The organism is Flavobacterium amnicola (genome assembly GCF_004122165.1).
In the GTDB taxonomy this organism is placed as follows: domain Bacteria; phylum Bacteroidota; class Bacteroidia; order Flavobacteriales; family Flavobacteriaceae; genus Flavobacterium; species Flavobacterium amnicola.
This window is the reverse complement of record NZ_SBKO01000002.1, coordinates 476,727-501,545: the sequence shown is the minus strand read 5'-3', so window position 1 is coordinate 501,545 and position 24,819 is coordinate 476,727. Positions and strand designations below refer to the sequence as shown.

The 24,819-nt window shown below is 33.8% G+C and carries 27 protein-coding genes and 1 tRNA gene; 13 read left to right on the top strand and 15 right to left on the bottom strand.

Features of this window, described 5'->3' with window-relative positions; all coding sequences use genetic code 11:
• Window positions 1-75 precede the first annotated feature (75 nt).
• The 3 genes from EQG63_RS07820 to EQG63_RS07810 are packed head-to-tail and all read left to right on the top strand — an operon-like array spanning window position 76 to window position 1,578.
• Complete coding sequence (locus EQG63_RS07820) at window positions 76-540, top strand: DUF6428 family protein (RefSeq protein WP_129435797.1); 465 nt, start codon at window positions 76-78, stop codon at window positions 538-540.
• A gap of 1 nt (window position 541) precedes the next feature.
• On the top strand, window positions 542-1,159 hold the full coding sequence (locus EQG63_RS07815) for a class I SAM-dependent methyltransferase (protein WP_129435796.1): 618 nt from the start codon (window positions 542-544) through the stop codon (window positions 1,157-1,159).
• 2 nt (window positions 1,160-1,161) lie between these two features.
• Complete coding sequence (locus tag EQG63_RS07810; protein ID WP_129435795.1) at window positions 1,162-1,578, top strand: arsenate reductase ArsC; 417 nt, start codon at window positions 1,162-1,164, stop codon at window positions 1,576-1,578.
• A 46-nt stretch (window positions 1,579-1,624) separates the two neighbouring features.
• Here EQG63_RS07810 and EQG63_RS12245 read toward each other — a convergent pair whose 3' ends face one another.
• The 5 genes from EQG63_RS12245 to EQG63_RS07785 all read right to left on the bottom strand — a co-directional run bounded on the left by EQG63_RS12245 (window position 1,625) and on the right by EQG63_RS07785 (window position 5,381).
• Window positions 1,625-1,942 carry a hypothetical protein gene (locus EQG63_RS12245; protein WP_164974481.1) on the bottom strand — a complete coding sequence of 106 codons (318 nt, stop codon included), beginning with the start codon at window positions 1,940-1,942 and terminating at the stop codon, window positions 1,625-1,627.
• A gap of 117 nt (window positions 1,943-2,059) precedes the next feature.
• Complete coding sequence (locus tag EQG63_RS07800) at window positions 2,060-3,817, bottom strand: alpha/beta fold hydrolase (protein ID WP_129435793.1); 1,758 nt, start codon at window positions 3,815-3,817, stop codon at window positions 2,060-2,062.
• Between the two features lie 136 nt (window positions 3,818-3,953).
• Window positions 3,954-4,211 carry a DUF6952 family protein gene (locus EQG63_RS07795; protein WP_129435792.1) on the bottom strand — a complete coding sequence of 86 codons (258 nt, stop codon included), beginning with the start codon at window positions 4,209-4,211 and terminating at the stop codon, window positions 3,954-3,956.
• Window positions 4,212-4,341: 130 nt separating this feature from the next.
• On the bottom strand, window positions 4,342-4,650 hold the full coding sequence (locus EQG63_RS07790) for a thioredoxin family protein (RefSeq protein ID WP_129435791.1): 309 nt from the start codon (window positions 4,648-4,650) through the stop codon (window positions 4,342-4,344).
• Between the two features lie 95 nt (window positions 4,651-4,745).
• The gene (locus tag EQG63_RS07785; protein WP_129435790.1) at window positions 4,746-5,381 is read right to left on the bottom strand and encodes a peroxiredoxin; all 636 of its coding nucleotides are present in this window, start codon (window positions 5,379-5,381) and stop codon (window positions 4,746-4,748) included.
• A 245-nt stretch (window positions 5,382-5,626) separates the two neighbouring features.
• On the opposite strand from EQG63_RS07785, the gene katG reads away from it, so the two are divergent.
• Together katG and EQG63_RS07775 are read left to right on the top strand one after the other, a co-directional pair.
• On the top strand, window positions 5,627-7,825 hold the full coding sequence (katG, locus tag EQG63_RS07780) for a catalase/peroxidase HPI (RefSeq protein WP_206733261.1): 2,199 nt from the start codon (window positions 5,627-5,629) through the stop codon (window positions 7,823-7,825).
• 151 nt (window positions 7,826-7,976) lie between these two features.
• A complete protein-coding gene (locus EQG63_RS07775; RefSeq protein ID WP_129435789.1) occupies window positions 7,977-9,650 on the top strand; it encodes an amino acid permease in 1,674 nt (557 codons plus the stop codon).
• 85 nt (window positions 9,651-9,735) lie between these two features.
• Here the strand turns inward: EQG63_RS07775 and EQG63_RS07770 are convergent, their stop codons facing one another.
• The 8 genes from EQG63_RS07770 to EQG63_RS07735 form a co-directional block, all read right to left on the bottom strand.
• Window positions 9,736-10,119, bottom strand: coding sequence for a response regulator (locus tag EQG63_RS07770; RefSeq protein WP_129435788.1), 384 nt, complete (start codon window positions 10,117-10,119; stop codon window positions 9,736-9,738).
• The gene (locus EQG63_RS07765) at window positions 10,091-12,319 is read right to left on the bottom strand and encodes a sensor histidine kinase (protein ID WP_129435787.1); all 2,229 of its coding nucleotides are present in this window, start codon (window positions 12,317-12,319) and stop codon (window positions 10,091-10,093) included. The genes EQG63_RS07770 and EQG63_RS07765 overlap by 29 nt, the downstream gene beginning before the upstream one ends.
• 257 nt (window positions 12,320-12,576) lie before the next feature.
• Window positions 12,577-12,650 (bottom strand) — tRNA-Arg (locus EQG63_RS07760).
• A 115-nt stretch (window positions 12,651-12,765) separates the two neighbouring features.
• A complete protein-coding gene (locus EQG63_RS07755; RefSeq protein ID WP_129435786.1) occupies window positions 12,766-12,909 on the bottom strand; it encodes an SsrA-binding protein in 144 nt (47 codons plus the stop codon).
• Window positions 12,910-12,963: 54 nt separating this feature from the next.
• Window positions 12,964-13,815, bottom strand: a complete 852-nt coding sequence (locus tag EQG63_RS07750; protein WP_129435785.1) for a hypothetical protein — start codon at window positions 13,813-13,815, stop codon at window positions 12,964-12,966.
• 260 nt (window positions 13,816-14,075) lie between these two features.
• The gene (locus EQG63_RS07745) at window positions 14,076-15,893 is read right to left on the bottom strand and encodes a M56 family metallopeptidase (RefSeq protein WP_129435784.1); all 1,818 of its coding nucleotides are present in this window, start codon (window positions 15,891-15,893) and stop codon (window positions 14,076-14,078) included.
• Between the two features lies 1 nt (window position 15,894).
• Window positions 15,895-16,254 (bottom strand): BlaI/MecI/CopY family transcriptional regulator, encoded by a 360-nt coding sequence (locus EQG63_RS07740; protein WP_129435783.1) that lies wholly within the window; start codon window positions 16,252-16,254, stop codon window positions 15,895-15,897.
• A gap of 108 nt (window positions 16,255-16,362) precedes the next feature.
• Window positions 16,363-17,595 carry an MDR family MFS transporter gene (locus tag EQG63_RS07735; protein WP_129435901.1) on the bottom strand — a complete coding sequence of 411 codons (1,233 nt, stop codon included), beginning with the start codon at window positions 17,593-17,595 and terminating at the stop codon, window positions 16,363-16,365.
• A gap of 82 nt (window positions 17,596-17,677) precedes the next feature.
• On the opposite strand from EQG63_RS07735, the gene EQG63_RS07730 reads away from it, so the two are divergent.
• The 3 genes from EQG63_RS07730 to EQG63_RS07720 are packed head-to-tail and all read left to right on the top strand — an operon-like array spanning window position 17,678 to window position 19,652.
• Window positions 17,678-18,277, top strand: coding sequence for a DUF1684 domain-containing protein (locus EQG63_RS07730; RefSeq protein ID WP_129435782.1), 600 nt, complete (start codon window positions 17,678-17,680; stop codon window positions 18,275-18,277).
• Window positions 18,277-18,918, top strand: a complete 642-nt coding sequence (locus EQG63_RS07725) for a TatD family hydrolase (RefSeq protein WP_129435781.1) — start codon at window positions 18,277-18,279, stop codon at window positions 18,916-18,918. Before EQG63_RS07730 ends, EQG63_RS07725 begins: the two co-directional genes overlap by 1 nt.
• Before the next feature lie 11 nt (window positions 18,919-18,929).
• Window positions 18,930-19,652 carry a tRNA threonylcarbamoyladenosine dehydratase gene (locus EQG63_RS07720; RefSeq protein ID WP_129435780.1) on the top strand — a complete coding sequence of 241 codons (723 nt, stop codon included), beginning with the start codon at window positions 18,930-18,932 and terminating at the stop codon, window positions 19,650-19,652.
• 10 nt (window positions 19,653-19,662) lie between these two features.
• On the opposite strand, the gene EQG63_RS07715 is transcribed toward EQG63_RS07720, so the two are convergent.
• A complete protein-coding gene (locus EQG63_RS07715; RefSeq protein WP_129435779.1) occupies window positions 19,663-20,688 on the bottom strand; it encodes a GyrI-like domain-containing protein in 1,026 nt (341 codons plus the stop codon).
• Between the two features lie 321 nt (window positions 20,689-21,009).
• On the opposite strand from EQG63_RS07715, the gene EQG63_RS07705 reads away from it, so the two are divergent.
• Window positions 21,010-21,399, top strand: a complete 390-nt coding sequence (locus EQG63_RS07705) for a pyrophosphohydrolase domain-containing protein (protein ID WP_129435777.1) — start codon at window positions 21,010-21,012, stop codon at window positions 21,397-21,399.
• Between the two features lie 100 nt (window positions 21,400-21,499).
• Here EQG63_RS07705 and EQG63_RS07700 read toward each other — a convergent pair whose 3' ends face one another.
• Entirely contained in the window at window positions 21,500-22,567 is a 1,068-nt protein-coding gene (locus tag EQG63_RS07700; protein WP_129435776.1) for a branched-chain amino acid aminotransferase, read from the bottom strand.
• 216 nt (window positions 22,568-22,783) lie between these two features.
• On the opposite strand from EQG63_RS07700, the gene EQG63_RS07695 reads away from it, so the two are divergent.
• The 4 genes from EQG63_RS07695 (at window position 22,784) to EQG63_RS07680 (ending at window position 24,645) form a co-directional block, all read left to right on the top strand.
• Window positions 22,784-23,284 (top strand): DUF4920 domain-containing protein, encoded by a 501-nt coding sequence (locus EQG63_RS07695; protein WP_129435775.1) that lies wholly within the window; start codon window positions 22,784-22,786, stop codon window positions 23,282-23,284.
• Window positions 23,284-23,712: a hypothetical protein gene (locus EQG63_RS07690; protein ID WP_235827820.1), complete on the top strand. Its 429-nt coding sequence runs from the start codon at window positions 23,284-23,286 to the stop codon at window positions 23,710-23,712. The genes EQG63_RS07695 and EQG63_RS07690 overlap by 1 nt, the downstream gene beginning before the upstream one ends.
• Complete coding sequence (mnmD, locus tag EQG63_RS07685) at window positions 23,713-24,375, top strand: tRNA (5-methylaminomethyl-2-thiouridine)(34)-methyltransferase MnmD (protein WP_129435773.1); 663 nt, start codon at window positions 23,713-23,715, stop codon at window positions 24,373-24,375.
• A 72-nt stretch (window positions 24,376-24,447) separates the two neighbouring features.
• Window positions 24,448-24,645 carry a hypothetical protein gene (locus EQG63_RS07680; RefSeq protein WP_129435772.1) on the top strand — a complete coding sequence of 66 codons (198 nt, stop codon included), beginning with the start codon at window positions 24,448-24,450 and terminating at the stop codon, window positions 24,643-24,645.
• The last annotated feature ends 174 nt before the right edge of the window (window positions 24,646-24,819 follow it).

Sequence of the window (24,819 nt, the reverse complement as noted above, 5' to 3'; positions counted from 1 at the left end):
AAATTAATTTAAAGAGTATGAGATTGCTTCACAGGCTCGCAATAATCATGAAATCACAATATAAAATTAAAACATATGAAACTATCAGAATTTAAAAGACAGTTAGCGCTAGTTAGTGAGTTTGCCATTCAATTGCCAACTGGCGAATTTGTGCCCAACCATTTTCATATTACTGAAATGGGAATTATCAATAAAAAATACACCGATTGTGGGAACACTTTCAGAGAAGAGAATTATTTTACCTTTCAGTTGTGGTATTCTCAAGATACTTGGCACAGACTCACTTCAGAAAAAGTGTTGAAAATCATAGCAGGAATTGAGAAAAACACCAATGTGGACGATTTTGATATTCTAGTGGAGTATCAAGACGAAAACACCATCGGGAAGTTTGGATTGGAATTTACGGGTGAGCATTTCCGATTAACTTCGACCAAAACAACTTGTTTGGCTCAGGATAATTGTGGAATTCCGACGGAAAAAATTAAGAAAAACATTCAAGAATTAGCCTCTTGTTGTACGCCAAATTCCGGTTGTTGTTAATATGGAAAATGCTAAAAAAGAACATTGGGAAACGGTATTTACGACCAAACAAGAAACAGAAGTAAGTTGGTATCAAAAGCAGCCCAAAACGTCCATCGATTTAATTCAGGCGTGTAAAGTTTCTAAAGATGCTAAAATTATCGATATCGGAGGTGGCGATAGCTATTTGATTGATAGTTTACTTGATTTGGGTTATACCAATTTGTATCTATTGGATATTTCAGAAGCAGCCATTACAAGAGCTAAACAGCGATTGGGCGAAAAAGCGAAATTAGTAACTTTTATAGTTTCGGATAGTTTGCGTTTTCAATCGGATGTAAAATTTGACATTTGGCATGATCGGGCATCTTTTCATTTTTTTACGGAAGCCGGAGATATTCAGCAATATAAATCAAATGTGATTGCCAATACCCATCCAGAGGCACATCTTATTATGGGGGCCTTTTCAGAAGAAGGTCCGCAGAAATGTAGTGGTTTACCTATTACACAATATTCGGTTGAAAAAATGGAAGCGGTTTTTGCTTCTGATTTCGAATTACAAAATTGTTTTACAGAAGATCATGTGACACCTTTTGAGACCGTTCAGAATTTTATTTTTTGCACTTATAAAAGAAAATAATAATGATAAATATTTTAGTCCTTTGTACAGGAAACAGTTGCCGTAGTCAAATAGCACACGGTTATTTAGAGCATTTTACTGAGGGAAGAAAAGTAAAGGTTTATTCGGCTGGAGTTGAAACCCATGGAGTGAATCCGAAGGCGATTGCTACTATGCAAGAAGACGGAATTGATATTTCGCATCACACTTCCAATAATGTAGACGAATATGCTGCTATTCCGTTTGATTATATTCTTACGGTTTGTGATAATGCCAAAGAAAGGTGTCCGTTTTTTCCCTCTTCGGCAAAACGTTTGCATTACAATTTTCCTGATCCTGCCAAGTTTGTGGGGGATGAAGAAGCCACCCATTTAGAATTTAAAAGGGTGAGAGAATTAATTAAAAAGTATTGTCAATCGTTCGTAGAAGAAATTAGATAGGTTTTAAAATTTGTAGGAATTATTTTCGTAACTTTAATATATCAATCTAAAAATCAATGTCTATGAAATTAGCAACTACAATTATTAGGGTTTTGTTGGGTGCACTTTTACTATTTGCATCCTTGATGTTCTTTTTGAAATTGGCTCCAGAGCCAGAAGTGACCGGAGATTTTAAAGCGTTTAATGTTGGTCTTGTTGCTTCCAAATACATCATTCCTTTGGCAAAGGGAGTTGAATTATTGTGCGGGATTTCTTTTATTACAAATAAATTTGTGGCGTTAGCGAATTTGGTGATTTTACCGGTGTCGTTAAACATCTTTTTGATCAATTTCTTTTTGTCACCAGAAAGTTTACCAATTGCCATTTTTATCTGTTTTGCGAATCTGTTTTTAATTTATAGATATTGGGATCATTACAAAGGACTAATTGAGCCTTAAATATAAAAATCCCGTTCTGATTTATTGGAACGGGATTTTTTTGATTATTCTTTAATGATTTTGATAGTTTTGGTTTGGTTTTCTTTTTTCAATGTGATTAAATAAATTCCCTTTGAAAAGTTGGTCATATCTATTGTTTGATGGTTTTGAATGCCATCAGACTTTAGTTCTGCTATTTTTTGACCTACGATATTCGATATCGTTGCTTTTTCAAAAGCGATGTTTTCAATGTTTAAAGTTGAAGTTACAGGGTTAGGATAAAAACGGATGTCCTCCAATTGATTCTCTGGATTCGACAAGGTAGCATTTACGATAAAAGTATAAGGAGTTAGATAACTTGAAGCGGATGGAGCTGTTGTCGTTAACCTTAAAAAATATGTTCCTGCCGCTAATGCTCTTGTGAAATTAATACTACCGCCACTACTATTTTGAGCTGTCCCAATAATTGTTCCAGCACTGTTTAGGATAGCGACAGAGCCTGATCCAAAACCTGATACCACAACGTTTGCATTCATGTTATCGGTAATTGAGATCTTGTAAAAATCTGTATCATCTGCCGATGTGCTTTCTTGAACGGTATCAAAGCCAGTATATTGCGTATTAATAGCAATTTGATAGGCTAGTTCTTTAAAATTCGGTTCATCTAAACCTTGCATGATTAAATTATAATAGCCTGGAAGTTCGGTATGGTTTTCTATTAAATCATATCCTGAATTGAAATAAAACATTTTGGCAGGATAAGTCAAGCTCGGATAATAATTATTCAATTTAGACGAAGGTTCCGGAACAATTCCATCGGTGGTAATGTTGCTTCCCCAAAAATCGGTTATCCTTCCTGCTATATTAGAAAAGTCGATTAAATTATCGAGAGGTCTTTGATTTAGTCCAGTGATATTTGTGGTCGATTCAATAATTCCATTACAATTGATGTCTACATTATAAAAATCTGGGCTTGAAGAATTATCATTCATACTAGTGCTGGTGATGACTTCTTTTCCGCCAAACAGATAATGGCTTCCTTCCCCGCTATAATAATAGGTCATTTTAAGGTCGCGAATAGCTTCCGATCGCACATCTACCGGCGTAAATATTCCGATGGGATTATCACTCGAATTACTGCCTCCGTTTGGTGTGCCTGCAGTTAGAAATTTAGCGACATGATGACTTCCATCGGCTTGCCAATTGGCAGGGTTCTGAATGTATTCTCTAGAGCACAATCCACCCATGCTATGTCCGACTAATATTACTTTGTCTTTACCTGTGATTTGTAAAACGCGTTCCACTGCTTTTTTTAGCGCTGCTCCTTGTTTGGCAACGGCAGCTTGATTGCTCAGTACATCTGTTCCGAAAGCACCATTCACTTTTACATTAAAATTGACATAATAGTAATCGCCATTTCCTATAGAAGGTTCAAAAGCGGCAATATCGGCATTTGGGGTAGGGTAGAAATTTTTATTAGCTAAAGTATGGTTGTTATCGGCATTGAGACAAAAATCGAAGCGACCTCCAAAAGTAAAACCAAATTGTGTGTCAAAAAAATTAGTAGAGGTATTCCAAGTTTCAGAATCAGACATCAGTCCGTGGATAAAAATAATAGGGTAGGGTATTTTACTTTGAAAAACCAATCTGGATTCAGGATCAGTCGCTTTAGGAGTTTTCAGAGGTATTATCGAATCTCCTTTATGGTAAACAAATTCAAATTCTTTGGGCCGTGGTTTGTATTCAAACTTTTCTTCTTGGGCAAAGGTAATAGCAATAAAAAACACACTAAAAAATAGTGTATAAAGTGTAATTTTATTCATAAGCTAGTTAAATTGTTTGTACTGCAATTTAATCTTTTTTACAAATAAATAGTGTTTTTCTTACTTTTTTAACAAAAATATCATTAAAATGATAAATGCATACCATAAAAAATCCCTCGATGAAGAGGGATTTGTATTATTTATCAATAGAACCGAGGACTCGTTTCATAAAGTCATTGAGGGCCGTTTTTTTGTCTTTGCCTTCTTTTATTTGTTTTTGAACTTCTAAAGCGCCATACATATTGGAAATTAATTCTCCTATGACATCCAATTCTTCGTCTTTCAAAGATTCTAATTCGGTTAAATGTTCTAAAACGGCAATGGTTTCGACGATATAATCTTGATCATTTTCCTCGATGAATTGCGTCAAATGTTTAATAACAGGTAGTTTCATTTTTTAGATTTTTAGATTTTTAGACTTCTTAGATACTTAGATTTTTTCAAAATTAGATATTTAGAATATTATTCGTCTGAAATTCAAAAGGTCTAACCTTCTAAGAAGTCTAAGTTGTCAAACGATCTGTTTAAAGGATTTCGCTAACCAAATCTGTTAACACTTCAGCCTTATTCGTTTGTGTTTCATTCACTAACTTTCCGCCAACAAAAGTTGCAAACGTTGGTAAGTTTGAAACATTAGCTAATTTTCTCGATTCTGGAGCATTTTCAGCATCTACAATAACGAAGGTAATAGTTTCATTTTCAGTAGCCAGTTTTTTGAATTTAGGCTTCATGATTCGGCAGTTACCACACCAAGAAGCTGAAAATTGTACTACTACTTTTTCGTTGCTGTTTACTACGTTTTGTAGGGTATCGTCGTTTAGTTCTACTAACATATTTGATTTTTTAAATTATAATGGCAATAACAATTGTCAATTTCAATAAAGAAATTTTATAATCGCTATTGCCATTTGTATTGAAATTCTATTTCTTAGTTCTGAGCTAAATATGCTGCTGTACTTAATCGATCAGCGTTCATTGCTTCTTTACCTTCTTCCCAGTTAGCAGGACAAACCTCACCTTTAGTCTGAACGTGAGTGTAAGCGTCAATTAAACGTAAATATTCGTTTACATTTCTACCTAATGGCATATCGTTAACACTTTCGTGGAAAATTTTACCTGTTTCGTCAATCAAGTAGGTTGCACGGAACGTTACGTTAGATCCTTCAAATAAAATATCATTTGAAGCTTCGTCGTATACTTCTTCTACATCTAAAATATCTAAAGCTCTAGATAAATTACGAGTCGTATCCGCTAATAAAGGATATGTCACACCTTCAATACCACCATTATTTTTTGGCGTATTTAACCAAGCGAAGTGTACCTCGTTAGTATCGCAAGAAGCACCAATAACGATAGTGTTTCTTTGTTCGAATTCAGGAAGTGCTGTTTGAAAAGCGTGTAATTCAGTAGGACAAACAAAAGTAAAATCTTTTGGATACCAGAATAAAACTACTTTTTTGTTGTTTTTGGTTGCTTCTTCAAGAATGTTGATTCTTAAATTGTCTCCCATTTCTGAAATGGCGTCTACGGTAATGTTTGGGAATTTTTTTCCAACTAATGACATAATCTATAGGGTTAAAATGTTATTTTTTTGATGCTGCAAAAATAGTATCAAAAGTGTCTTAATAAAAAGCTTTTAATTATAATTTTCTATAGGATTATAGAAATTATCTCTTGTGACGATTAAGCCTTAAAATCATTGAAAAAAGACAATTGTATAATAGTTAATATCTATTTTAAAACTAAAATTCATAGAGAATATTGAGTAAATTAGTATTTCAATTGAAAGAATATTAAAATCAATCAAATATGGAAAACTACGGAAACGAAAACAACATGAATGAAAGTAAATGTCCTTTTCATAACGGACAAATGAAACAAACCGCCGGAGCTGGTACTTCGAACAAAGATTGGTGGCCCAATCGATTGAACTTGGGGATTTTACGTCAACACTCTTCTTTATCCGATCCCATGGATAAAGGGTTTAATTATGCTTCAGCATTCAAAAAATTAGATTTAAGTGCTATTAAAAAAGACATTTTTGAAGTGATGACGACTTCGCAAGATTGGTGGCCAGCCGATTATGGACATTACGGACCTTTATTTATTCGTATGGCTTGGCACAGTGCGGGAACCTATCGAATATCTGATGGTCGTGGTGGTGCTAGTACAGGAAATCAACGGTTTGCTCCAGTAAATAGTTGGCCGGATAATGGAAATTTAGACAAAGCCCGTTTTTTACTTTGGCCCATCAAACAAAAATATGGAAATAAAATTTCATGGGCCGATTTAATGATTTTAGCAGGAAATTGTGCCTTAGAATCTATGGGATTCAAAACATTCGGATTTGCAGGTGGTCGTGAAGATATTTGGGAGCCAGAGCAAGATATCAACTGGGGAAATGAGACGGAATGGTTGGGCGATAAACGTTATAAAGGCGAACGTGAATTAGATAAACCATTGGCAGCGGTACAAATGGGATTAATTTATGTCAATCCGCAAGGACCTAATGGGAATCCTGATCCGCTAGCTTCCGCTAAAGACATCAGAGAGACTTTTGCTCGTATGGCGATGAATGATGAAGAAACTGTTGCTTTGGTTGCAGGTGGACATACGTTTGGAAAAGCGCATGGTGCTGGTGATGATGCTTTAGTGGGTGTAGAACCAGAAGGCTCAAGTATTGAAGAAATGGGGATGGGTTGGAAAAGCAGTTTTGGTAGCGGAAAAGCAGGTGATGCGATTACCAGTGGAATTGAAGGTGCTTGGAAACCGAATCCGACGACTTGGGACAACGGTTATTTTGAAACCTTGTTCAAATACGATTGGAAATTATCTAAAAGTCCAGCAGGGGCACATCAATGGATTCCGACAGATGAAGCTGCAGCTACTTTGGTAGAAGATGCTCACGATGCCACAAAACGACATGCTCCGATGATGACTACAGCCGATTTGGCTTTAAGAATGGACCCAATTTACGAACCGATTTCAAGAGATTTTTTCCAAAATTTTGACAAATTTGCCGATGCATTTGCGCGTGCTTGGTACAAATTAACCCATCGTGATATGGGACCAATTGCCCGCTATTTAGGGGCTGAAGTGCCAAGTGAAGTATTGATTTGGCAAGATCCAGTTCCAGCAGGCAATAAAAATTTAAGCGATACAGATATTGAAACGTTAAAAGCTAAAATTTTAGATTCGGGTTTATCAATTTCCGAATTGGTAAGTACAGCTTGGGCTTCGGCTTCCACTTTTAGAGGTTCTGATAAGCGTGGTGGCGCCAATGGAGCTCGTATTCGTTTGGAACCTCAAATTAACTGGGAAGCCAATAATCCAACCCAATTGAAAAAGGTGTTAACTGTGCTTGAAAATATTCAAAAGGAATTCGATAAATTAGTTTCGATTGCTGATTTGATTGTGTTGGGTGGTAATGCAGCGATTGAAAAAGCAGCCAGCAACGCGGGACAGAATCTGAAAGTTCCTTTTACTCCAGGTAGAGGTGATGCTACTTTAGCGCAAACCGATGTAGCTTCTTTCGCCGTGTTAGAGCCAATGGCGGACGGATTTAGAAATTATAGAAATTCAAATGCGAAAGCCATAACGGAAGAAATGTTAGTAGACAAAGCGCAATTATTAACTTTAACTGCTCCTGAAATGACTGTTCTAGTAGGGGGATTGAGAGTGTTGAATGCTAATTACGATGGTTCTAAACATGGTGTGCTTACAAAAAATGTAGCAACTTTGACCAATGATTTCTTTGTTAATCTATTGGATTTAGGAACCGTTTGGAAAGCCACGAACGATGCTGGGGAAGTATTTGTTGGCTCGAATCGTGCTACAGGAGAACCAAAATGGACGGCCACTCGTGCCGATTTGATTTTTGGTTCTAATTCCGAATTGCGTGCTATCGCCGAAATTTATGCTTCGAGTGATTCTAGTGAAAAATTTGTAAACGATTTTGTGAACGCTTGGACTAAAGTGATGAATTTGGATCGTTTTGATACGGTGTAAATATCCAAAAACAATAATACCCTTAAAGGTAGTCTGGTAATAGGCTACCTTTTTAGTTTAGAAGAATTAAGTAAAAGCCAATAAAAAAACTATTTATTTGCCAAGTTTTATATATTTGTTGGCTTTAACTAACAATAACCAAACAAATTATATGTCATTTTTAAGTTTATTTAGAAAAAAACCGTTAGGAACAATATTGCAGCAAGGTGGGGACGGAGAACATTCAGGTCTTAATAAGGTGTTGAATGTAAAGGATTTAACGTTTTTTGGGATAGCTGCAATTATCGGAGGAGGAACTTTTTCGGCAATTGGTAATGCTTGTTTTTCAGGTGGACCTGGGGTTATTTTACTCTATGTAATGTGTGCCATTGCTTGTGGTTTTACCGCCATGTGTTATGCTGAATTTGCTTCTCGTGTCCCAGTTTCAGGAAGTGCTTACACTTATGCCTATGTTTCTTTTGGAGAGATTTTCGCTTGGATTATTGGCTGGGCTTTATTAATGGAATATTCAATCGGGAATATCTATATCGCTTTTTCATGGAGTGGTTATTTTACCAATTTATTAGAGACTTTTGGAATTCATTTACCGGAATGGCTAACCATTAATTACAAATCGGCTCATGCGGCATTTATCGAAAGTAAAGCAGGAGAAGGGATGTTGGCGTGGCAAAATGCTCCTGTTGTGGGCGGACTTAGAATTATTTTTGATGCTCCAGCTGTGTTGATCAATGTGCTAATCACTTATTTGATTTATAGAGGAACTAAAGAATCCAAGAACATAAGTAATATAATGGTTTACATTAAGTTGATTATTATTGTATTAGTTATTGTTGTGGGGGCTTTTTATATCGATATTGATAATTGGACTCCATTTATGCCAAATGGTTTCGGAGGAGTAATGGCGGGTGTTTCGGCAGTGTTTTTTGCTTATATCGGTTTTGATGCCGTATCTACTTTGGCAGAAGAAAGCGAGAACCCCCAACGTGATTTACCACGTGGGATGATTTACTCTCTTATAATTTGTACCATAGTCTATATCATCTTAGCGATGGTGCTAACAGGAATGGTGAAGTATGATTTATTAGGCGTTAGCGATCCATTGGCTGAAATTTTTGCGATAAAAGGAATCAAATGGATGTTATTTATAGTTTCTATCGCAGCGGTGGTAGCCATGACAAGTGTGATGTTGGTTTTCCAAATGGGACAACCTCGTATTTGGATGACCATGAGCCGTGACGGTTTAATGCCTAAGAAATTTGCTGAAATCCATCCTAAGTATAAAACACCTGGTTTTGCTAGTATTGTAACAGGTTTAGTAGTAGGAATTCCTATTTTCTTTACCGATGAGAATTTTGTATTGGATTTTACTTCAATCGGTACCTTGTTTGCCTTTGTTTTGGTTTGTGGTGGTGTATTAATGCTTTCTCCTCAAAGTGAAGCAGAACTAGCCGAAAGAGCTACTAAAGGCAAATTCAGAATACCTTATGTAAATTCAAAATTCATATTTCCTTTAATTGTAATCAGCACTGCAGTATTGGTGAATTTTTATGTTCCTGATTTTTTTGGTAATGTATTTGATTTATCTGCTGAAAATTTAGCGGCCAATTTACCAATGTTAGCGTTCTTCATTTTAACCATTGTAATGTCTGTTTTAGCATTTACTAAAAATCTATCGTTGATTCCGTTATTAGGATTGGTTTCGTGCTGTTATTTGTTAACAGGAATGGCCGTTTCTAATTGGAAATGGTTTGGAATTTGGTTATTAGTTGGTTTAGTAGTGTATTTCACCTACGGATTTAGAAACAGTAAATTGATTAAAAAATAATCAAACACTTTATAAAATAAAAAAAGCCCACCAAACGGTGGGCTTTTTTTATTTTATATTGAATTAAAAAATCTCGGTATCAATTCTAATCTTCTTCTGCTATTTTCTGTAATTTATCCAAGTTAATTGGCTTGCTCAAAAAATCTCTGACACATTCATATTTTTGAGCTTTTAATTTGTCTTCCAAGGCAATAGAAGAGCTGGCAATATAAACGGTACTTTGTTTGTCTATTTTTTTCTTCAGTTTGCAAAATTCGTCTAAAAATTCCCAACCATCCATTTCGGGCATTTCTAAGTCAAGCAGTAGAATGTCGGGTAAATCAGTGGTCGCTTCAAAATACGTAATCGCTTCATTACCATTGTTGAATTCTTTTGGCTCACTAAAAAGGTTGGTTTTACCAATTAGCTTTTGCGTTACTAATTTGTAAATTGGATCATCGTCAATGATGTAAATTTTCTTTAGCGGCATTGTTAAAATATATTTTGAATGTTGTCCCTTCGTTTAATGTACTTTCGACTTCAATTTTTCCTTTCATGGTATCCACTTGATTTTTAGTGATAAAGAGACCAATACCTCGTGATTCAATGTTTTTGGTAAATGTTTTATATAAACCAAATAATTTTTTCCCGTTCTTTTTCAAATCAATGCCAATACCATTATCTGAAATTTCAAGCACAATATAATTGTTTTCGGAATAGGAACGCAATTTAATTTCAGGTTTTTTATCAGGATGGCGATATCGAATAGAGTTTGAAAGAAAATTTAACAATATACTTTCTAGATAAGCCGGATTGAAATAAATGGTTGTAGTATCGGAAACGGAATTGTCTATTTTGACTTCATTTTTTATGATTTGATTGTGCAGTACTTCTATCGTTTTGGTGATGTATTTATTCAAATTTAGTTGTTCAACAACAGGATTGATATTGGTTTGAATAGAAACGACTTCATTTAAGTTGTTCATCGTTTGACTCAATGTTTCCGAAACCGATTTTAATAAACTGAGCATTTCATTTCTTTCGTTTTCGTCTTCGCTAATTTCAATTAAGTTGATTAACGATTCAATATTACTGGTGTGGGAACGTAAATTATGAGAAACGATGTGTGAAAAATTCAACAATCGTTTATTTTGTTCGGTGACTAATTTTAAGGAATTATTCAAATCAATTTCGAATTGTTTCGATTTGGTAATATCAATCAAAATCCCTCTAAATCGAGTCGAATTTTGTTCAGTACGATAAACACTCACAATATCGCGCACCCAAACAACATTTCCGTTTTTATGAATCATTCGGTATTCAAAGTCGAAAGGAGTTTGATTGTGGGCACATTTATCACTGTATTCCACTACCCAGTCTCGATCATCGGGATGAATCATTTTTCTCCAAAACATTTTATCAGCAATCCATTCTTCGGGCGTATAGCCTAAAATAGCTTCGGCTTTTTTACTCACAAAGTTCACTCCAGGCTCTTTCGAACCACCTTCCCAAACTATACCATCAATACTATCAATAATGTCATTGACTTTTTGCTTGGATTCTAAAATTTCTTTTTCGGTTTCTTTTCTTTTTGAAATGTCTTCAATAATGGCAATATGGCTATTGGAACTATCATTTGCTTTCCACAAAGGCGAAATGGTAATTCGGGCCCAAATTATATTTCCATTTTTGTGAAAATAACGTTTTTCCATCGAAAATTGGTCAATTTCTCCTTTACGAAGTTTTTTCATGTTTTCCAGATCTTCCCCTAAATCGTCTGGATGGGTAATCATCATGAAATTCATCTCCTTAATTTCCTCTTGACTGTATCCGATTAATTCACAAAATTTATCATTGGTCTCAATAAAGGTTCCGTCATTAGAATTGGTGTGAATAATTCCTAATCCGGCGTGTTCAAAAATGGATTTGAACAAAAATTCACTTTCAGCAATTTTCCGGGTCTGCTTTTCGACTAATTGCTGTAATTCGGAAGGTCTTCTAAGAAGGGTAGTGGTAAAAATTCCGCAAAGCGAACTTAATAAAAAGGCAATACCTATAAGAGGGGAAAAGCTCAGTAAATGATTGGTTTCTTTTGGAATGATGTACAATGTCCAATCGCCTTCAGGAATTTCTACTTTTTTAAAGTTTTTCTCTTTTAAATCGGATTTGTTTTCAAGAAAAAACTCTTCCTTGTTTGTAAGTGGGTTTATTTTTGATAATTGAAAGTAGAATTTTCCTTTTTTAAAAGAGGGTATTCCTGTAGATTTTATAAGTGTTTTGAATTTTACAATTACTGCAGAAAAGCCCCAAAATTTATCTTTTTTAAAGATGGGCAAACGACCAACAACACCGAAACCTCCTTGTTTTAATTGAACTGGACCTGAGAAATAAATAGATTTTGTTTTAATAGCTTTTAAGGCAGCTTGGCGATGCAATGGACTATGAAGAATGTCAAAATTCATAGCTGCTTCATTACCTTTTGTTGGATACGTATATTTTATGACACCATTAGGAACTAATTGTACGGCATCTATATAATTGTTATTCGATAAAATTTGTTGCGCAATTTGTTCAAAATTTTTAGGATTTCCATTATCATCAATACTGAGGGCTAAAGTGATAGTGGCGGTATAATTATTTTTTAAATTTTGCTCAATATTTCTTTTAACAACACCCAGGATACTTTCCATTTCGTGTTGTTCATTTTGTCGTAAAGACTGGTATTTGAAGAATAGTATTGTACTGAAGAATGTAAATAGAGAAATAAAAACAATAAACCCTGAAGCTTTTGGACGTGACAAAAACCAACTGATTAAAGCTGTTATTTTCTTTTCAATGCTCACAAAAAAATGTTTAAGAATGTAAATATAGCTAAAAATCAGATATATAGATGAATGATTGAAAGAGCTATAAATAAAAAAAAGCCCACCATTTGGTGGGCTTTTTGTGACCTCGACTGGATTCAAACCAGTAACCTTCTGAGCCGTAATCAGATGCGCTATTCAGTTGCGCCACGAGGCCATTTTGTTTGTAATCGGAAGAAAATATCTTGCTGATTGCGGGTGCAAATATAGGCATATTTGATTAATATGCAAATAAGAATTTAAAAATTAATGATTAAATTTTTAACTCAAAATTAATTGCCTAACGCCTTGGTAGTTACGAAATATCTCCACCCAATTATTGCCATTTGCCATTTCTTTGCTTTGGCTAAATCCAATCGTTGTTTCGAAAAACTAGGCAAGATCAGTTTGTTTAGTTTAGCTAATATCTTGTACATACATCTTTTATTTTTGTAAATATAAAAAAAGACTGCGATTTGCAGTCTTTACTTTTAGGCTTTTCTCATTTTAAGCTCCGATTTTGCTTTTTGCATTTCTTGTCTTGACTTTTCAAGTTCTTCTCGTGCTTTTTGCATTTCTTCTTTCGCTTTCAGCATTTCCTCTTTTGCTTTTTTGTAATCGGGATCGGTAGTGTCAGTATCGTTTTCTTTCCACATAAATTCCGTAGCTCCCGGTTTCAATCTTTCCATTTGAATTTTCATTTGCTCTTGCATTTTGTTTAAATCATCAGAATTGAAATTAAACTGAAAAGAATTGTTTTCCCCTAATCCAAATTTTTGGTCTTTTTTAATTTTATTGATTTCTTCTTCCGAATATCCTTCTGCTCCTTTAATAACTTCTCCATCTTCAATTATTAAAGGATCTTTTCCGTCTTTTTTTATAATAATTTTTGACTTTTGGGAGCCACCTTGTTTAAATCCAAAGGCATTTTCTTTGTCAAAATTCCAATCAAAATCTTGAAAAGCGATACGGTTATTAGTAGTGTTCTGACCAAATCCTGTTTGATTTCCATCTTTAAATAAATAGATATCGGCGATAGGAGAGGTTCCATTATATTCTTGAGAACCCGTATTTCCTTCTTCATCTTTATATTCTATTTTTAAAGAAGTGATTTGACCTTCTTTATTTCTTTTCAGATTAGAATATTTCACCGTAACACCAGCTTCTTTTAAGGCTTTGATGTCATCATTCATTTCTTGCTCAGGAGTATTTTTGTCCCAACGCATTGTAATGGTATTCGCGTTTTTTGTTTCTTTTTTTGCTATTTTGTTTTGTGCCCCCACAGCAGTAAAAACTATAAAAGATACAAATACAAAAATGGATGTTTTTAGATTTGTTTTCATGATTTGTAATTTTTTAATTAATGAAATCAAATTTATATTTTTTCTAAATTTAAAAATATTAGCAATTTGTTAATTAACTTTTTTTTAAGGGAGCAATACTTGGTTTTTGGCAGTGTTTATCAATAATTGCATGGCTGATTTTTGGAACGCTACTTATAGTAATTCGTTTGATAAGAAACCAAAAGGATTTCTGTAAAAAATAATAAAAAAGACTACCATTTTTTGTGATAGTCTTTTTGATTGATGATTTTAGGGTATAACTATTCTCTGTTTTTTCTTTCTTTAATTGCGTCTTTTCTGGCAGCTTCGGCATCTTTAAGTGCCTCTTCACGTGCTTTCATCGCTTCTTTTCTGGCTTGTTGTGCTTCTCTTCTGGCATATGCGGCTTCTTGTTGTGCTTCACGTTGCGCATCTCTAATAGCTTCTCTTTTTTCAATTTCGATTTCACGGCGATTCTGAAATTGCTCTTGATAACGTTCTTGGTATTTTTCCATCGCTTCTTCAAACTTCTCCATTTCCTTTTCGAAGTTTTTCATCTTTGGATCATTTTCATTCATTTCTTTTTCGAAAATTTCCATTTTAGCTTCAAATTCTTTTTCCGCTAGTTTCATTTTTTTCTCAAATACAGCCATTTCTTTTTCAAAGGCAGCCATCGATTTTTCATCGTGTACATCCGATGGAAATCGTGGAGCATTCGGAACTCTTGGGAAAGTAGGAGCATTCGGTGCGTCCATTAAATTATTATAAGGATAAACAGGTGGTACTGGTGGCTCAGGAATTTCAAGATCGGCTAAAGGAGCAATTGGCGCAAGTTCATCTTCATCTGAAAATGAAAAACTGTACTCTTCTTCCTCATGTTTTCCATCCTTTTTGTTGATGGAGACGATTCTCGCTTTACTTGAAGTGGCAAACCCTATGTAATCATTCGTTTTTCTTAAGTAGATTGGTTTAATAGGCTCATCGCTCATCACATAATTCACTCCAGCCTTTCCATTTTTGTCTTTGAATTCGACTTTTATCGCTGTGATTTCTCCCTTGCTGTTTCTTTTTAGTTTAGAATAAGAAACATTTACACCTTCTTTTTTCATGGATTCGATGTCTCTTTTTAGTTCTTCATCAGAACTATTTTTTGTCCACACCATTTCTGTGACATTTTGTGTAGGAGAAGAAACTTTCACTTTATCGACAGTTGAATTTTGTTTTTCTTGTGCGATAATTTTAATCTGAAAAGCAATAAAAAATGCTACTAATACCGGAAGTACAATGGTGTATTTCCATGAATTCTTTTTGTGTGATTGATTTTTGTTTAACATAACAATTCGTTTTTTGATTAATGATTGATAAAATTGATTAGTAATTGATAAGCAGTTTTGATGAGTAACCGCTTTTAAGAGCGCTTTTTGGTAAACCTTTCGGTCGTCTATTTGTATGCAGGCTTTTTGATCTGCGATATATTCTAGATTTTGGATCATGGCTTTTTTGTACAACCAAACGAATGGATTGAACCAAAACACAATGCAAAATAATTTGGCAATCATAACATCTATAGAATGTTTTTCTTGACTGTGTATTTTTTCATGCAACAAAATACTTCTCAATTCATCGTTTGTGTAATAATTAGAATTATAAACAATGTAATTGAAGAATGAAAATGGGGCTATATCTTCGTTTAAATCGACCAATGAAAACCGGTCATGTTTTTCCACCTCTTTGTTATTTAGTAATTTGAAAAGTGAAAAAAGACTAATTGCAATTTTGATGATTAAAAATAGTACCACAATAGCATAGCAAGCAATCAAGATTTGACTCCAATCGATACTGAAGGTTTCTGGTGTGGGGATGGCGGCACCTGATTCTGAATATTGAACCATTTCATTGAAGGTTGGCTCTTTCCTTTCAATCCAAATCACTTTTTTGATAAAGAAAAGCGGCATTAAAACAGAAGTCAGTAATCCTGCCAATAAAAACCATCTGTTGGTAGTAAAGAAGGTTTCTTTTCTTAATAATAAATAATACGCTAAAAAATAGACACCGATAAGTGTGCTGGCTTTAAGGAAAAATAGAAAGATAGCTTCCATGCTAGTGTTTTTTCTCGATTATCTCTAAAATTTCTCGTAGTTCTTCTGCCGATATTTTATCTTCTTCTGCGAAAAAAGAAACTAAATTTTTGTACGAACTATTGAAATAATTTTCAATGGCTGTATTCATGAATTTCTCGCGATACTCTTCTATTTGTACTACAGGAAAATATTGATGGGTATTGCCATAAGCATTGTGAGACACAAAGCCTTTTTCTTCAAGATTTCTAATTATAGTAGAAAGCGTATTGTAATGAGGTTGGTCGTCTTTTATTTCGGCCATAACATCTTTTACGAAAGCTTTTTTTAACTTCCATATAATTTGCATGATCTCTTCTTCCTTATTTGTTAACTTTTGCATGATTGATAATTTGATATACCAAACTTATAACTATTTTTTTAGTTTGCAAACTATTTTTATAGTTATTTAACTAAATTTTAAGTTATTTAAAGAAATAAGAAAGTTAAATTATTGATTTTTAACGGTTTGTTTTTCTTTTTGAACTAGATTGTAAACCCAGTAACCTAATAGAGCGGCGGTAATACCTAGCGAGCCCATAAAAATCCAATTGGTTTGATAACCGTATTTTTCAACGATAGTGAAACCAATTTTCGGACTTAAAATTTGTGCAAAACTGTAGGTCATAGTGAAAATAGCGATGTACCTACCTTGTTGGTGTTTGGGAGCTCTACTCATGGCAAATCCATTCGAAAAAGGAAACGAAAACATTTCCGCAAAGGTCATGAATAACATCATAATGAGTAAAATGCCAGCCCAAGTATTGAACAATAATAAGTATAAACTAATTGCCATTAGAAAGGCACCCAGTGTAATTACTTTTACTTTATTGATTTGCTTTCGTTCAATGTAGTTAACCAGAGGCATTTCAATGAAAAATACTAAAACACCGTTAAAAGTTAAGAGCAATCCGGTTTGGAATTCTGTCAGTCCAAATTGATGTTTATGATAAATTTGAATAGTATTGAACAGTTGAAAAAACATGATTCCCACTAATAAGGTAGAAAGCAGAAAAATCCAATAGATTTTATCTTTAAAAACAGAACCTGTTAACACATCTCCTGGATTTTCTTTATCGGCATAGGTTGATTTTTTCTTTTCTTTTACTTTCAACCAAAAGATCAAAATAGCGATAATACAGGTAAATCCGTCAATCCAAAACAACGCTTTATAGCCAATAAGCATGATTACGAGTCCGCCCAACGCTGGGCCAGCCGCAAAACCGAGATTAATCGCAAGACGTACAAGTGTTAAGGCTTTTGTTCTGTTTTCAGGTTTGGAATAGGCACCAATAGAGACAAACATTGCAGGTCTAAACATATCGGAAATAACCATAATGACAAACATCCCAATACATAATCCGATAAAGCTGGTCATGAATTGTAATAGTATAAACAGTATACCACTTGAAAATAAACTAAAAATCATGATTTTATAAAACCCAATGGTATCGGAAAGTTTGCCTCCTAACCAAGAGCCAACCATCGATCCTGCGCCGAAAAAAACCATTATAGTTCCCACTTGGGATAGCGAAAAATGCAAATCTTCATGTAAATATTTAGACAAGAATGGCAACACCATTGTGCCAGCTCTATTGATGAAAGTGATGAACGTAAGGATCCAAATTTCTCTTGAAAATCCTCGGAAGTTATTTATGTAGCGGTTGAAGGCGTTCTGAAGCATTTGAGTAGGATAAACCTCAAATTTACGAAAATTACATGTTGTCACTTCATTAGTTTTAAACTAATTTTGGAAAAAAAATCAAATGAAAAACTTTCTTTTTGTAATTGTTTGCCTGTTTGTTCTTTGTGTTTCTGCTCAAGAAAAAAAGCTACTAACGTCAAAGGAATACCAAGATAACTTGAACAAGGAATTTGCCGATAGTATTTCTAGTCCGTTGGAAAAGGAAGATTTGAAGCATTTTGAAAAATTAGATTTTTATCCCATTAGCGATAAATTTATAGTTGAAGCTACTTTTGTAAAAATAAAAAAAGGAAAGGTTTTTGAAATGAGAACTACGACTTCTAGAAAACCAAAGTATAAAGTATATGGTTTGTTGCGTTTCCAAATAGACGGAAAAGATTTCGAATTGTTTGTATACCAAAGTCAAGATTTAATGAAGAAAAAGGAGTACGAAGATTACCTCTTTTTACCTTTTACCGATTATACTAATGGCGTAGAAAGTTATGGAGCAGGACGTTATATTGACTTTACTATCCCAAAAACGAGCAAAGTAATCATTGATTTTAATAAAGCCTATAATCCGTATTGCGCTTATAATAAGAAGTATTCTTGTCCGATTGTTCCGGAAGAAAACGATTTAAAGATTGAAATAAAAGCAGGCGTAAAAAAATACCACGATTAATGAAGTTTAACATTCATACACACAAAAGTTCGGGTACTGAAAATGTTTTGGAAATTGTCAATCAATATCCGAATGAATTTGATTCTGCTGCACATTATTTTTCAATTGGAATTCATCCGTGGTATATTAATCTAGATAGAGTAGAAGCCGATTTAGCTATAATTGAAGCCAAGTTGCAAGATCCTAATTGTTTGGCTTTAGGCGAATGTGGTCTAGACAAACGAATTGAAACATCATTAGAAATCCAAACCCAAATTTTTGAAAAACAAGTAATCCTTGCAAAAAAATATAAAAAACCTGTAATTTTGCACTGCGTTTCGGCATATCAAGAAGTGATTGAAATAAGAAAACGAATGAATATCGAGGTTCCGATGATTATTCATGGATTCTCAAAAAATATTCAAGTAGCACAATCGCTGTTAGATCATGGGTTTTGTTTGTCATTCGGTAAATATTTACTTCGAAATCCAGAATTGGCTTCGGTTTTTGAAAAGGTACCCAATGATAAATTCTTCTTAGAGACAGATACAATAGAGGAAACCATTTTTGAAGTGTATGCTAAAGCATCAGAAATAAAAAATATAAATATTGAAATTCAAGTGGAAGAAAACTTTTTAAAGGTATTTGACTTGAAGCGTTAAAAGAAATTAAGATGGCAATTTGGCAAGAAAGAGCAGAATTATTATTCAAACCGGAAGGCTTGGAAAAGCTTAAAAAAGCAAATGTATTAATCGTAGGAATGGGCGGAGTAGGATCTTTTGCAGCCGAATTTGTTGCCAGAGCCGGAGTAGGAAAAATGACAATCGTAGATGGTGATGTGGTTGATATTACAAATATTAACAGACAGTTGCCTGCTTTGCACACCACCGTTGGTTTGCCGAAAGTACAATTAATGGCCGAACGTATTAAAGATATTAATCCTGAAATCGAATTGACTATAGTGCAAGAATTTCTTTCTCCGGAAAGAGCAACAGAAATCGTTACCAATGATTACGATTATGTAATGGATTGTATTGATAGTGTTACTCCTAAGCTGAATTTGATTATTGCAGCCAAACGCAAAAAAGTGAAAATTATCAGTAATATGGGAGCTGGTGGAAAATTTGAAGCCAGTAAAGTATGTGTAAAAGATATCAGTAAAACCGATTATTGTCCTTTAGCTAAAAACGTTCGAAAGCGCTTAAAAGCAGAAGGTATTTCCAGAGGTGTTAAGGTAGTTTATTCCTACGAACGTCCTGATTATAGTAGCATCAAAAAGACAGATGGTTCTAACTTTAAAAAATCATTTTACGGTACCAATAGCTGGATGCCTGCATTGTTTGGATTGCATGCTGCCGAAAAAGTAATTACCGATTTATTAAAGAATAAAGACTAGACTACTTTTTCTATTTTCCTAAAACATCTTTGATGATTGCTTTAGTAATGGAGTCGGAATTGATTGGTTTCGCCACAACTGGTTTAGTAACGGCTTTTGGACGCACAGGCAGATAAATTTCTGTCACCCATTTGGAAGCCAATTTATCAGTGGCACTGCTTTTTAATAAAACTTCAATTTCTTTGAATTTATCACTAATTTCAAGCTTGTTTTTCACCATATACGCTTTTAGTTGTTCGTAAACTTGCGGCTTATGATGGTAATTTCCAGTTAATGTCGCTTTTATAGTGCTTGAAGGATTTATTTGTCCGGTTAAAATATCACTGTCTGCCGTAGTGTAAATTTTAGATTTTACAGGAATGGCTAAGGAATAAGTGTACTTATTATTTAAAGTGTCTTTGGAATGATACACAATAAACGGATTACCATTTGAAGGCGTTCCTGTGCTTGATAAAATGTGTTGTAATTGCGGTAAGTTGGTTTTTATTTTATTCGGAATTTCTTCTAATTTAGAAACGATAGGTCTTTGAATATAATAAATAGTATCGCGTTTCACGAAGCCATTAACTTCAACAGAAAAAGTATTAATTTCTCTTGTAAGAGTATTGTTTATAGCGGTTAGAGCTTCTTCAAATCGGTCTTCAAAATCATTTTTAGTACCACGACCGATGACACTTAAAAGTTTGTCTTTAAAAGATTGTTTTCCTTTGGTAGACCAAATGGCAACAGTTTTTTTGTTTAAGGTGTCTCGTACTTCTAATTTTAATTCGTTTTCAACTTCATTTAAAAGTACCGTATACGTAATAGTTTCGGTGTCTGTGTTTTCTCGATTTATAATTTTGAATGAATCACTTTTCCAAGGGTTTATCGAATCCCAGTTCGATTTATCGGCAACATATTTATACACTAAATCCTTTGAAACATCAATAATTTTACGCTTCTGAATAAAATAACTTCCGTCTTTGGTCGCGATAAAAACCGAAATCGTTCCGCTAATGAGAAGGAGTAATAGAAAGATATATTTAGCAATCTTCATGTTAAAATCGAAATGAGGTTGCGTAAAGTTAAAAAAAAATGTTAAAAAAAGTCTTTTTTTTATTAATCTTTAAGTAAAGTTTTTACTACAAACAATCCTGCAATAAAAAGTAAAAAGAAAAAAAGGATCCAAATACTGCCTTTGTAATATTGTTGGTGAAGTTTTAAATCTTTTCTGTAGGAAAAAATCATAACGATGATAAATGTAATGGCAAAGAAAACCGCAAATTGTATCTGACCGAGACTGAACATATTTTTTTGTGTAAAAATAGGAAATTGTTTGATTGAAATTGTATTTTGCGCTTCAAATAAATTATCGAAAATGCAAAAACAAATACAAGCTGTTCACGAGTTTCACAGCGCATTCGGACTGGGGATTAACAACGAGCCAACTGGTGATTTGGGTGAGAATAAAAACCTACTTCGCTTTAATTTAATGAAAGAAGAGAACGAAGAGTACTTGGAAGCGGTTCAAAACAATGATATCGTAGAAATTGCTGATGCACTAGGGGATATGTTATATATTCTTTGTGGTACTATCATAGAACACGGACTACAACACAAAATTGAAGCTGTTTTCGACGAAATTCAGCGTAGTAATATGAGTAAATTAGGCGAAGATGGAAATCCTATTTATCGTGAAGATGGAAAAGTATTAAAAGGACCGAATTATTTTAAACCCAATTTTGATGTTATTCTGAATGAAAAGTAAAAAGGCATAAGTACAAGAAGATGAATTAAAATTAAAAAGCAGAAATAAGTTGTACACTCATTTCTGCTTTTTTCTTATCCCTTTTAAATTTTGGCTAAATTTAAACTTCAACCGTCCAGCCAAAAGTATCTTCCGCTAGCTTGTATTGAATATTAGTCAGTTTTTCTTTTAAATCTAAAGCAAATGAGTTTTCCATTTTTGGCAATTCATAATAGACATCTTTGTATTGGAAACCAACAATCGGATTCACTACAGCTGCCGTTCCAGCTCCAAAAATTTCTTTTAAACTTCCGTCTTTGGCTGCATCAACTAATTCTGAAACCAAAACAGAACGGATTTCTACATTTATACCTTCACGTCTTGCTAAGTCAATCAAACTTTTTCGAGTAACTCCATCAAGAATTCGTTCGCTAGTTGGAGCGGTATATAAGGTATCATTAATTCTGAAGAAAACATTCATGGTTCCAGCCTCTTCTAATTTGGTATGCGTGGCATCATCAGTCCAAATAACTTGTTGAAAACCTGCATTATGAGCCAATTGAGTTGGATAAAACTGTCCAGAATAGTTTCCAGCCGCTTTAGCAGCACCAATTCCACCATTCGCTGCACGCGAATAATGCTCGGCCACTAATACTTTTACCTCACCAGAGTAGTAGGCTTTGGCAGGCGAAAGGATTATCATAAAACGGTATTGTGTAGAAGGCTGTGCTATGACACCACTTCCAATAGCAATCATAAACGGACGGATATATAAGGTGTTTCCTTTTCCTTTTTTAATCCAATCTTTTTCTAATTGAAGTATTTGTTTTAATCCATCAATAAAAACGTGTTCAGGTACTTCTGGCATACACATTCTTACCGCCGATTTATTAAAACGCTCATAATTTTCTTCGGGTCTAAAAAGCCAAATCGAATCGTCTTCAATTTTATACGCTTTCATTCCTTCAAAAATAGCCTGACCATAGTGAAAAACTTTGGCTGAAGGATCTAATAAAAAGGGTTCGTAAGGTTTAATAATCGGTTTTTCCCAAGCACCATTTCTGAAATCACAAACCAACATGTGGTCAGTAAAAACACTCCCAAAGGAAAGGGTTTCGAAATCTACTTGGTCAATTTTTGAAGTAGCTACTTTGATAATTTCAATTTCGCTAGTTGTGTCTAAGCTCATTACCTAAATTATTTTTTGCTAATTTAATAAAAAACAGACTTTGTCCTTAAATATTGATGATTAATTAAGAGTTGAGCTGTTATTTTTTTTAATGAAGTAAGGAATGTATCGTATAGTTGTCTTATTTTGATATAATTAAGATTTCTGTTGTAATAAATTTAGAAACTGTAAGATTTCTTATTATTTTTGTAAAACACATGTAAAAGTAAAACAATCATGAAAAAAATTAGTTTATTACTCCTTGTGCTTTTAGCAGTATCAACAGGAATGAATGCTCAAAACAACAAGAAATCATCACTTATTCAATTAAACGATTACACACTTTTTGGAGAAAAGTTTGCTGTTAACAATTTGCAAACACCAAAAAAAATGTTGTCGAAGTATAAAAATCTTAAAAAAGGGGACACGATAAACGTTCAATTTATAGCAAACATTAAAGATGTATGTAAGAAAAAAGGATGTTGGATGAATTTGGAATTGGCGAACAATGAAAATTCATTTGTGAAATTTAAAGATTACAGTTTTTTTGTTCCTTTAAATGCCGATGGAAGTAGTGCAATTGTAAATGGTAAAGCGTTTGTAGATATCGTTTCTGTGGAAGAATTAAAGCATTATGCAAAAGATGGAAAGAAATCGCAAAAAGAAATTGATGCTATAAAGAAACCAAAAGTGACCTATGCTTTTGTTGCTGATGGTGTTTTAATTAAAAAATCATAATGAGGCTATTAGTTTTAGTTGTTGCTTCATTTCTTATTGTTTCTTGTACTGACAAAAAGGAAAATGCTACGCTACCTAAAAAAGAAGGAAAGTTTGAGATGTATCAAATGTCGGAAATGGCAATGCTCATGGAGCAAATGTATGCCGATAATGAGCGTTTAAAACAGCGTATTATTGCCGGAGATACTATTGGGAAATTTCCACAACATTTCTTGAAAATTCACAAAGCGGTGATGACCGATAAGCAAGAAAACGACAATTTTTTTAAGTTGCACGCCAATATGTTTATTACATCCCAAGAATTGATTTATAGTGATCCCAACAATGCTAAGGAACATTTTAATGCCAGTATTGATGCTTGTGTGAAATGTCATGAAGTAAAATGTGGCGGACCAATTGTTCGGATTAAAAAGTTATACATTAAATAATTGGAACGAAAAATTATAACAACACTTGATGGTTCCACCACCATACAAATAGTAGATTGGGAGGAATGTTATCATTCCAAAAATGGCGCCATTCAAGAAGCCTATCACGTATTTATTAAAAACGGACTTCACTTAATGCAAGGGAAGTCCGTTTCTATTTTGGAAATTGGTTTCGGTACCGGTTTAAATGCTTTGGTGACGCTATTAGAAGCCCAAAAAAGTAATTTAACCATCGACTATATAGGAGTAGAGGCTTATCCCGTTTCGTTAGAAGAGGCAATGGCAATGAATTATTCCAATCAATTGCAGATGGATACTACTGCTTTTGAAAAATTACATACTTCACCTTGGGAAGAAACAATTCCAATTTCACCAACATTTAAATTAACCAAGAGAAAACAATTTTTTGATCAAATAGATGATTTTGATCAATTTGATTTGATTTACTTCGATGCTTTCGGGTACCAGTTTCAGCCAGAATTATGGAGCACCGGTATTTTTCAACTGATGTTTAACGCCTTAAAAGAAAACGGTGTTTTGGTTACCTACGCCGCTAGAGGTGTGGTGAAGCGATCCATGAAAGAAGTGGGCTTTACAGTTACAAAAGTCGAAGGACCACCTGGAAAAAGAGAGATGATGATTGCTTACAAAAAAAAGAAATAATTTTAAGACAACTATAACAATAGAGTTAAATTATTTTCTTAAATTTGAGTATTACCACTAAATAATAATTTTATGTCAAAATCAATGATTGATTATACTAAGTCGATTTTAGAGCGAGTTAGTTTTGACCCTGTCTTGTTTTGTAAGGAATTAGAAAAAGCTGTGAAAGCACTTTTGCCCTACGAACTTGAAGAACTTACAGAATGGTTTTTGAACTTTACAAAAGAAAAACCAGAACTTAGGAAATGTGTAATTTATTTAAATAACTAATCAAAAGGAGCTTAATTTAAGCTCCTTTTTTTATGTAAAATGAATTGAAATTGTAAGTGGAATTTTCAAAATAAATATCAAAAATGCATTTCATCGATTTTATTTGTATTTAATCGATGTTTTTAATTACTTTTATAAGGAGTTCTTAATCAAGTGTTTCATTATTTAAACGTA

Coding starts and splice junctions, on each gene's coding strand:
- EQG63_RS07820 (WP_129435797.1), top strand. CDS start 76: ATGAAACTATCAGAATTTAAAAGACAGTTAGCGCTAGTTAGTGAGTTT.
- EQG63_RS07815 (WP_129435796.1), top strand. CDS start 542: ATGGAAAATGCTAAAAAAGAACATTGGGAAACGGTATTTACGACCAAA.
- EQG63_RS07810 (WP_129435795.1), top strand. CDS start 1,162: ATGATAAATATTTTAGTCCTTTGTACAGGAAACAGTTGCCGTAGTCAA.
- EQG63_RS12245 (WP_164974481.1), bottom strand. CDS start 1,942: ATGGCAATTGGTAAACTTTCTGGTGACAAAAAGAAATTGATCAAAAAG.
- EQG63_RS07800 (WP_129435793.1), bottom strand. CDS start 3,817: ATGAATAAAATTACACTTTATACACTATTTTTTAGTGTGTTTTTTATT.
- EQG63_RS07795 (WP_129435792.1), bottom strand. CDS start 4,211: ATGAAACTACCTGTTATTAAACATTTGACGCAATTCATCGAGGAAAAT.
- EQG63_RS07790 (WP_129435791.1), bottom strand. CDS start 4,650: ATGTTAGTAGAACTAAACGACGATACCCTACAAAACGTAGTAAACAGC.
- EQG63_RS07785 (WP_129435790.1), bottom strand. CDS start 5,381: ATGTCATTAGTTGGAAAAAAATTCCCAAACATTACCGTAGACGCCATT.
- katG (WP_206733261.1), top strand. CDS start 5,627: ATGGAAAACTACGGAAACGAAAACAACATGAATGAAAGTAAATGTCCT.
- EQG63_RS07775 (WP_129435789.1), top strand. CDS start 7,977: ATGTCATTTTTAAGTTTATTTAGAAAAAAACCGTTAGGAACAATATTG.
- EQG63_RS07770 (WP_129435788.1), bottom strand. CDS start 10,119: ATGCCGCTAAAGAAAATTTACATCATTGACGATGATCCAATTTACAAA.
- EQG63_RS07765 (WP_129435787.1), bottom strand. CDS start 12,319: ATGGAAAGTATCCTGGGTGTTGTTAAAAGAAATATTGAGCAAAATTTA.
- EQG63_RS07755 (WP_129435786.1), bottom strand. CDS start 12,909: ATGTACAAGATATTAGCTAAACTAAACAAACTGATCTTGCCTAGTTTT.
- EQG63_RS07750 (WP_129435785.1), bottom strand. CDS start 13,815: ATGAAAACAAATCTAAAAACATCCATTTTTGTATTTGTATCTTTTATA.
- EQG63_RS07745 (WP_129435784.1), bottom strand. CDS start 15,893: ATGGAAGCTATCTTTCTATTTTTCCTTAAAGCCAGCACACTTATCGGT.
- EQG63_RS07740 (WP_129435783.1), bottom strand. CDS start 16,254: ATGCAAAAGTTAACAAATAAGGAAGAAGAGATCATGCAAATTATATGG.
- EQG63_RS07735 (WP_129435901.1), bottom strand. CDS start 17,595: ATGCTTCAGAACGCCTTCAACCGCTACATAAATAACTTCCGAGGATTT.
- EQG63_RS07730 (WP_129435782.1), top strand. CDS start 17,678: ATGAAAAACTTTCTTTTTGTAATTGTTTGCCTGTTTGTTCTTTGTGTT.
- EQG63_RS07725 (WP_129435781.1), top strand. CDS start 18,277: ATGAAGTTTAACATTCATACACACAAAAGTTCGGGTACTGAAAATGTT.
- EQG63_RS07720 (WP_129435780.1), top strand. CDS start 18,930: ATGGCAATTTGGCAAGAAAGAGCAGAATTATTATTCAAACCGGAAGGC.
- EQG63_RS07715 (WP_129435779.1), bottom strand. CDS start 20,688: ATGAAGATTGCTAAATATATCTTTCTATTACTCCTTCTCATTAGCGGA.
- EQG63_RS07705 (WP_129435777.1), top strand. CDS start 21,010: ATGCAAAAACAAATACAAGCTGTTCACGAGTTTCACAGCGCATTCGGA.
- EQG63_RS07700 (WP_129435776.1), bottom strand. CDS start 22,567: ATGAGCTTAGACACAACTAGCGAAATTGAAATTATCAAAGTAGCTACT.
- EQG63_RS07695 (WP_129435775.1), top strand. CDS start 22,784: ATGAAAAAAATTAGTTTATTACTCCTTGTGCTTTTAGCAGTATCAACA.
- EQG63_RS07690 (WP_235827820.1), top strand. CDS start 23,284: ATGAGGCTATTAGTTTTAGTTGTTGCTTCATTTCTTATTGTTTCTTGT.
- EQG63_RS07680 (WP_129435772.1), top strand. CDS start 24,448: ATGTCAAAATCAATGATTGATTATACTAAGTCGATTTTAGAGCGAGTT.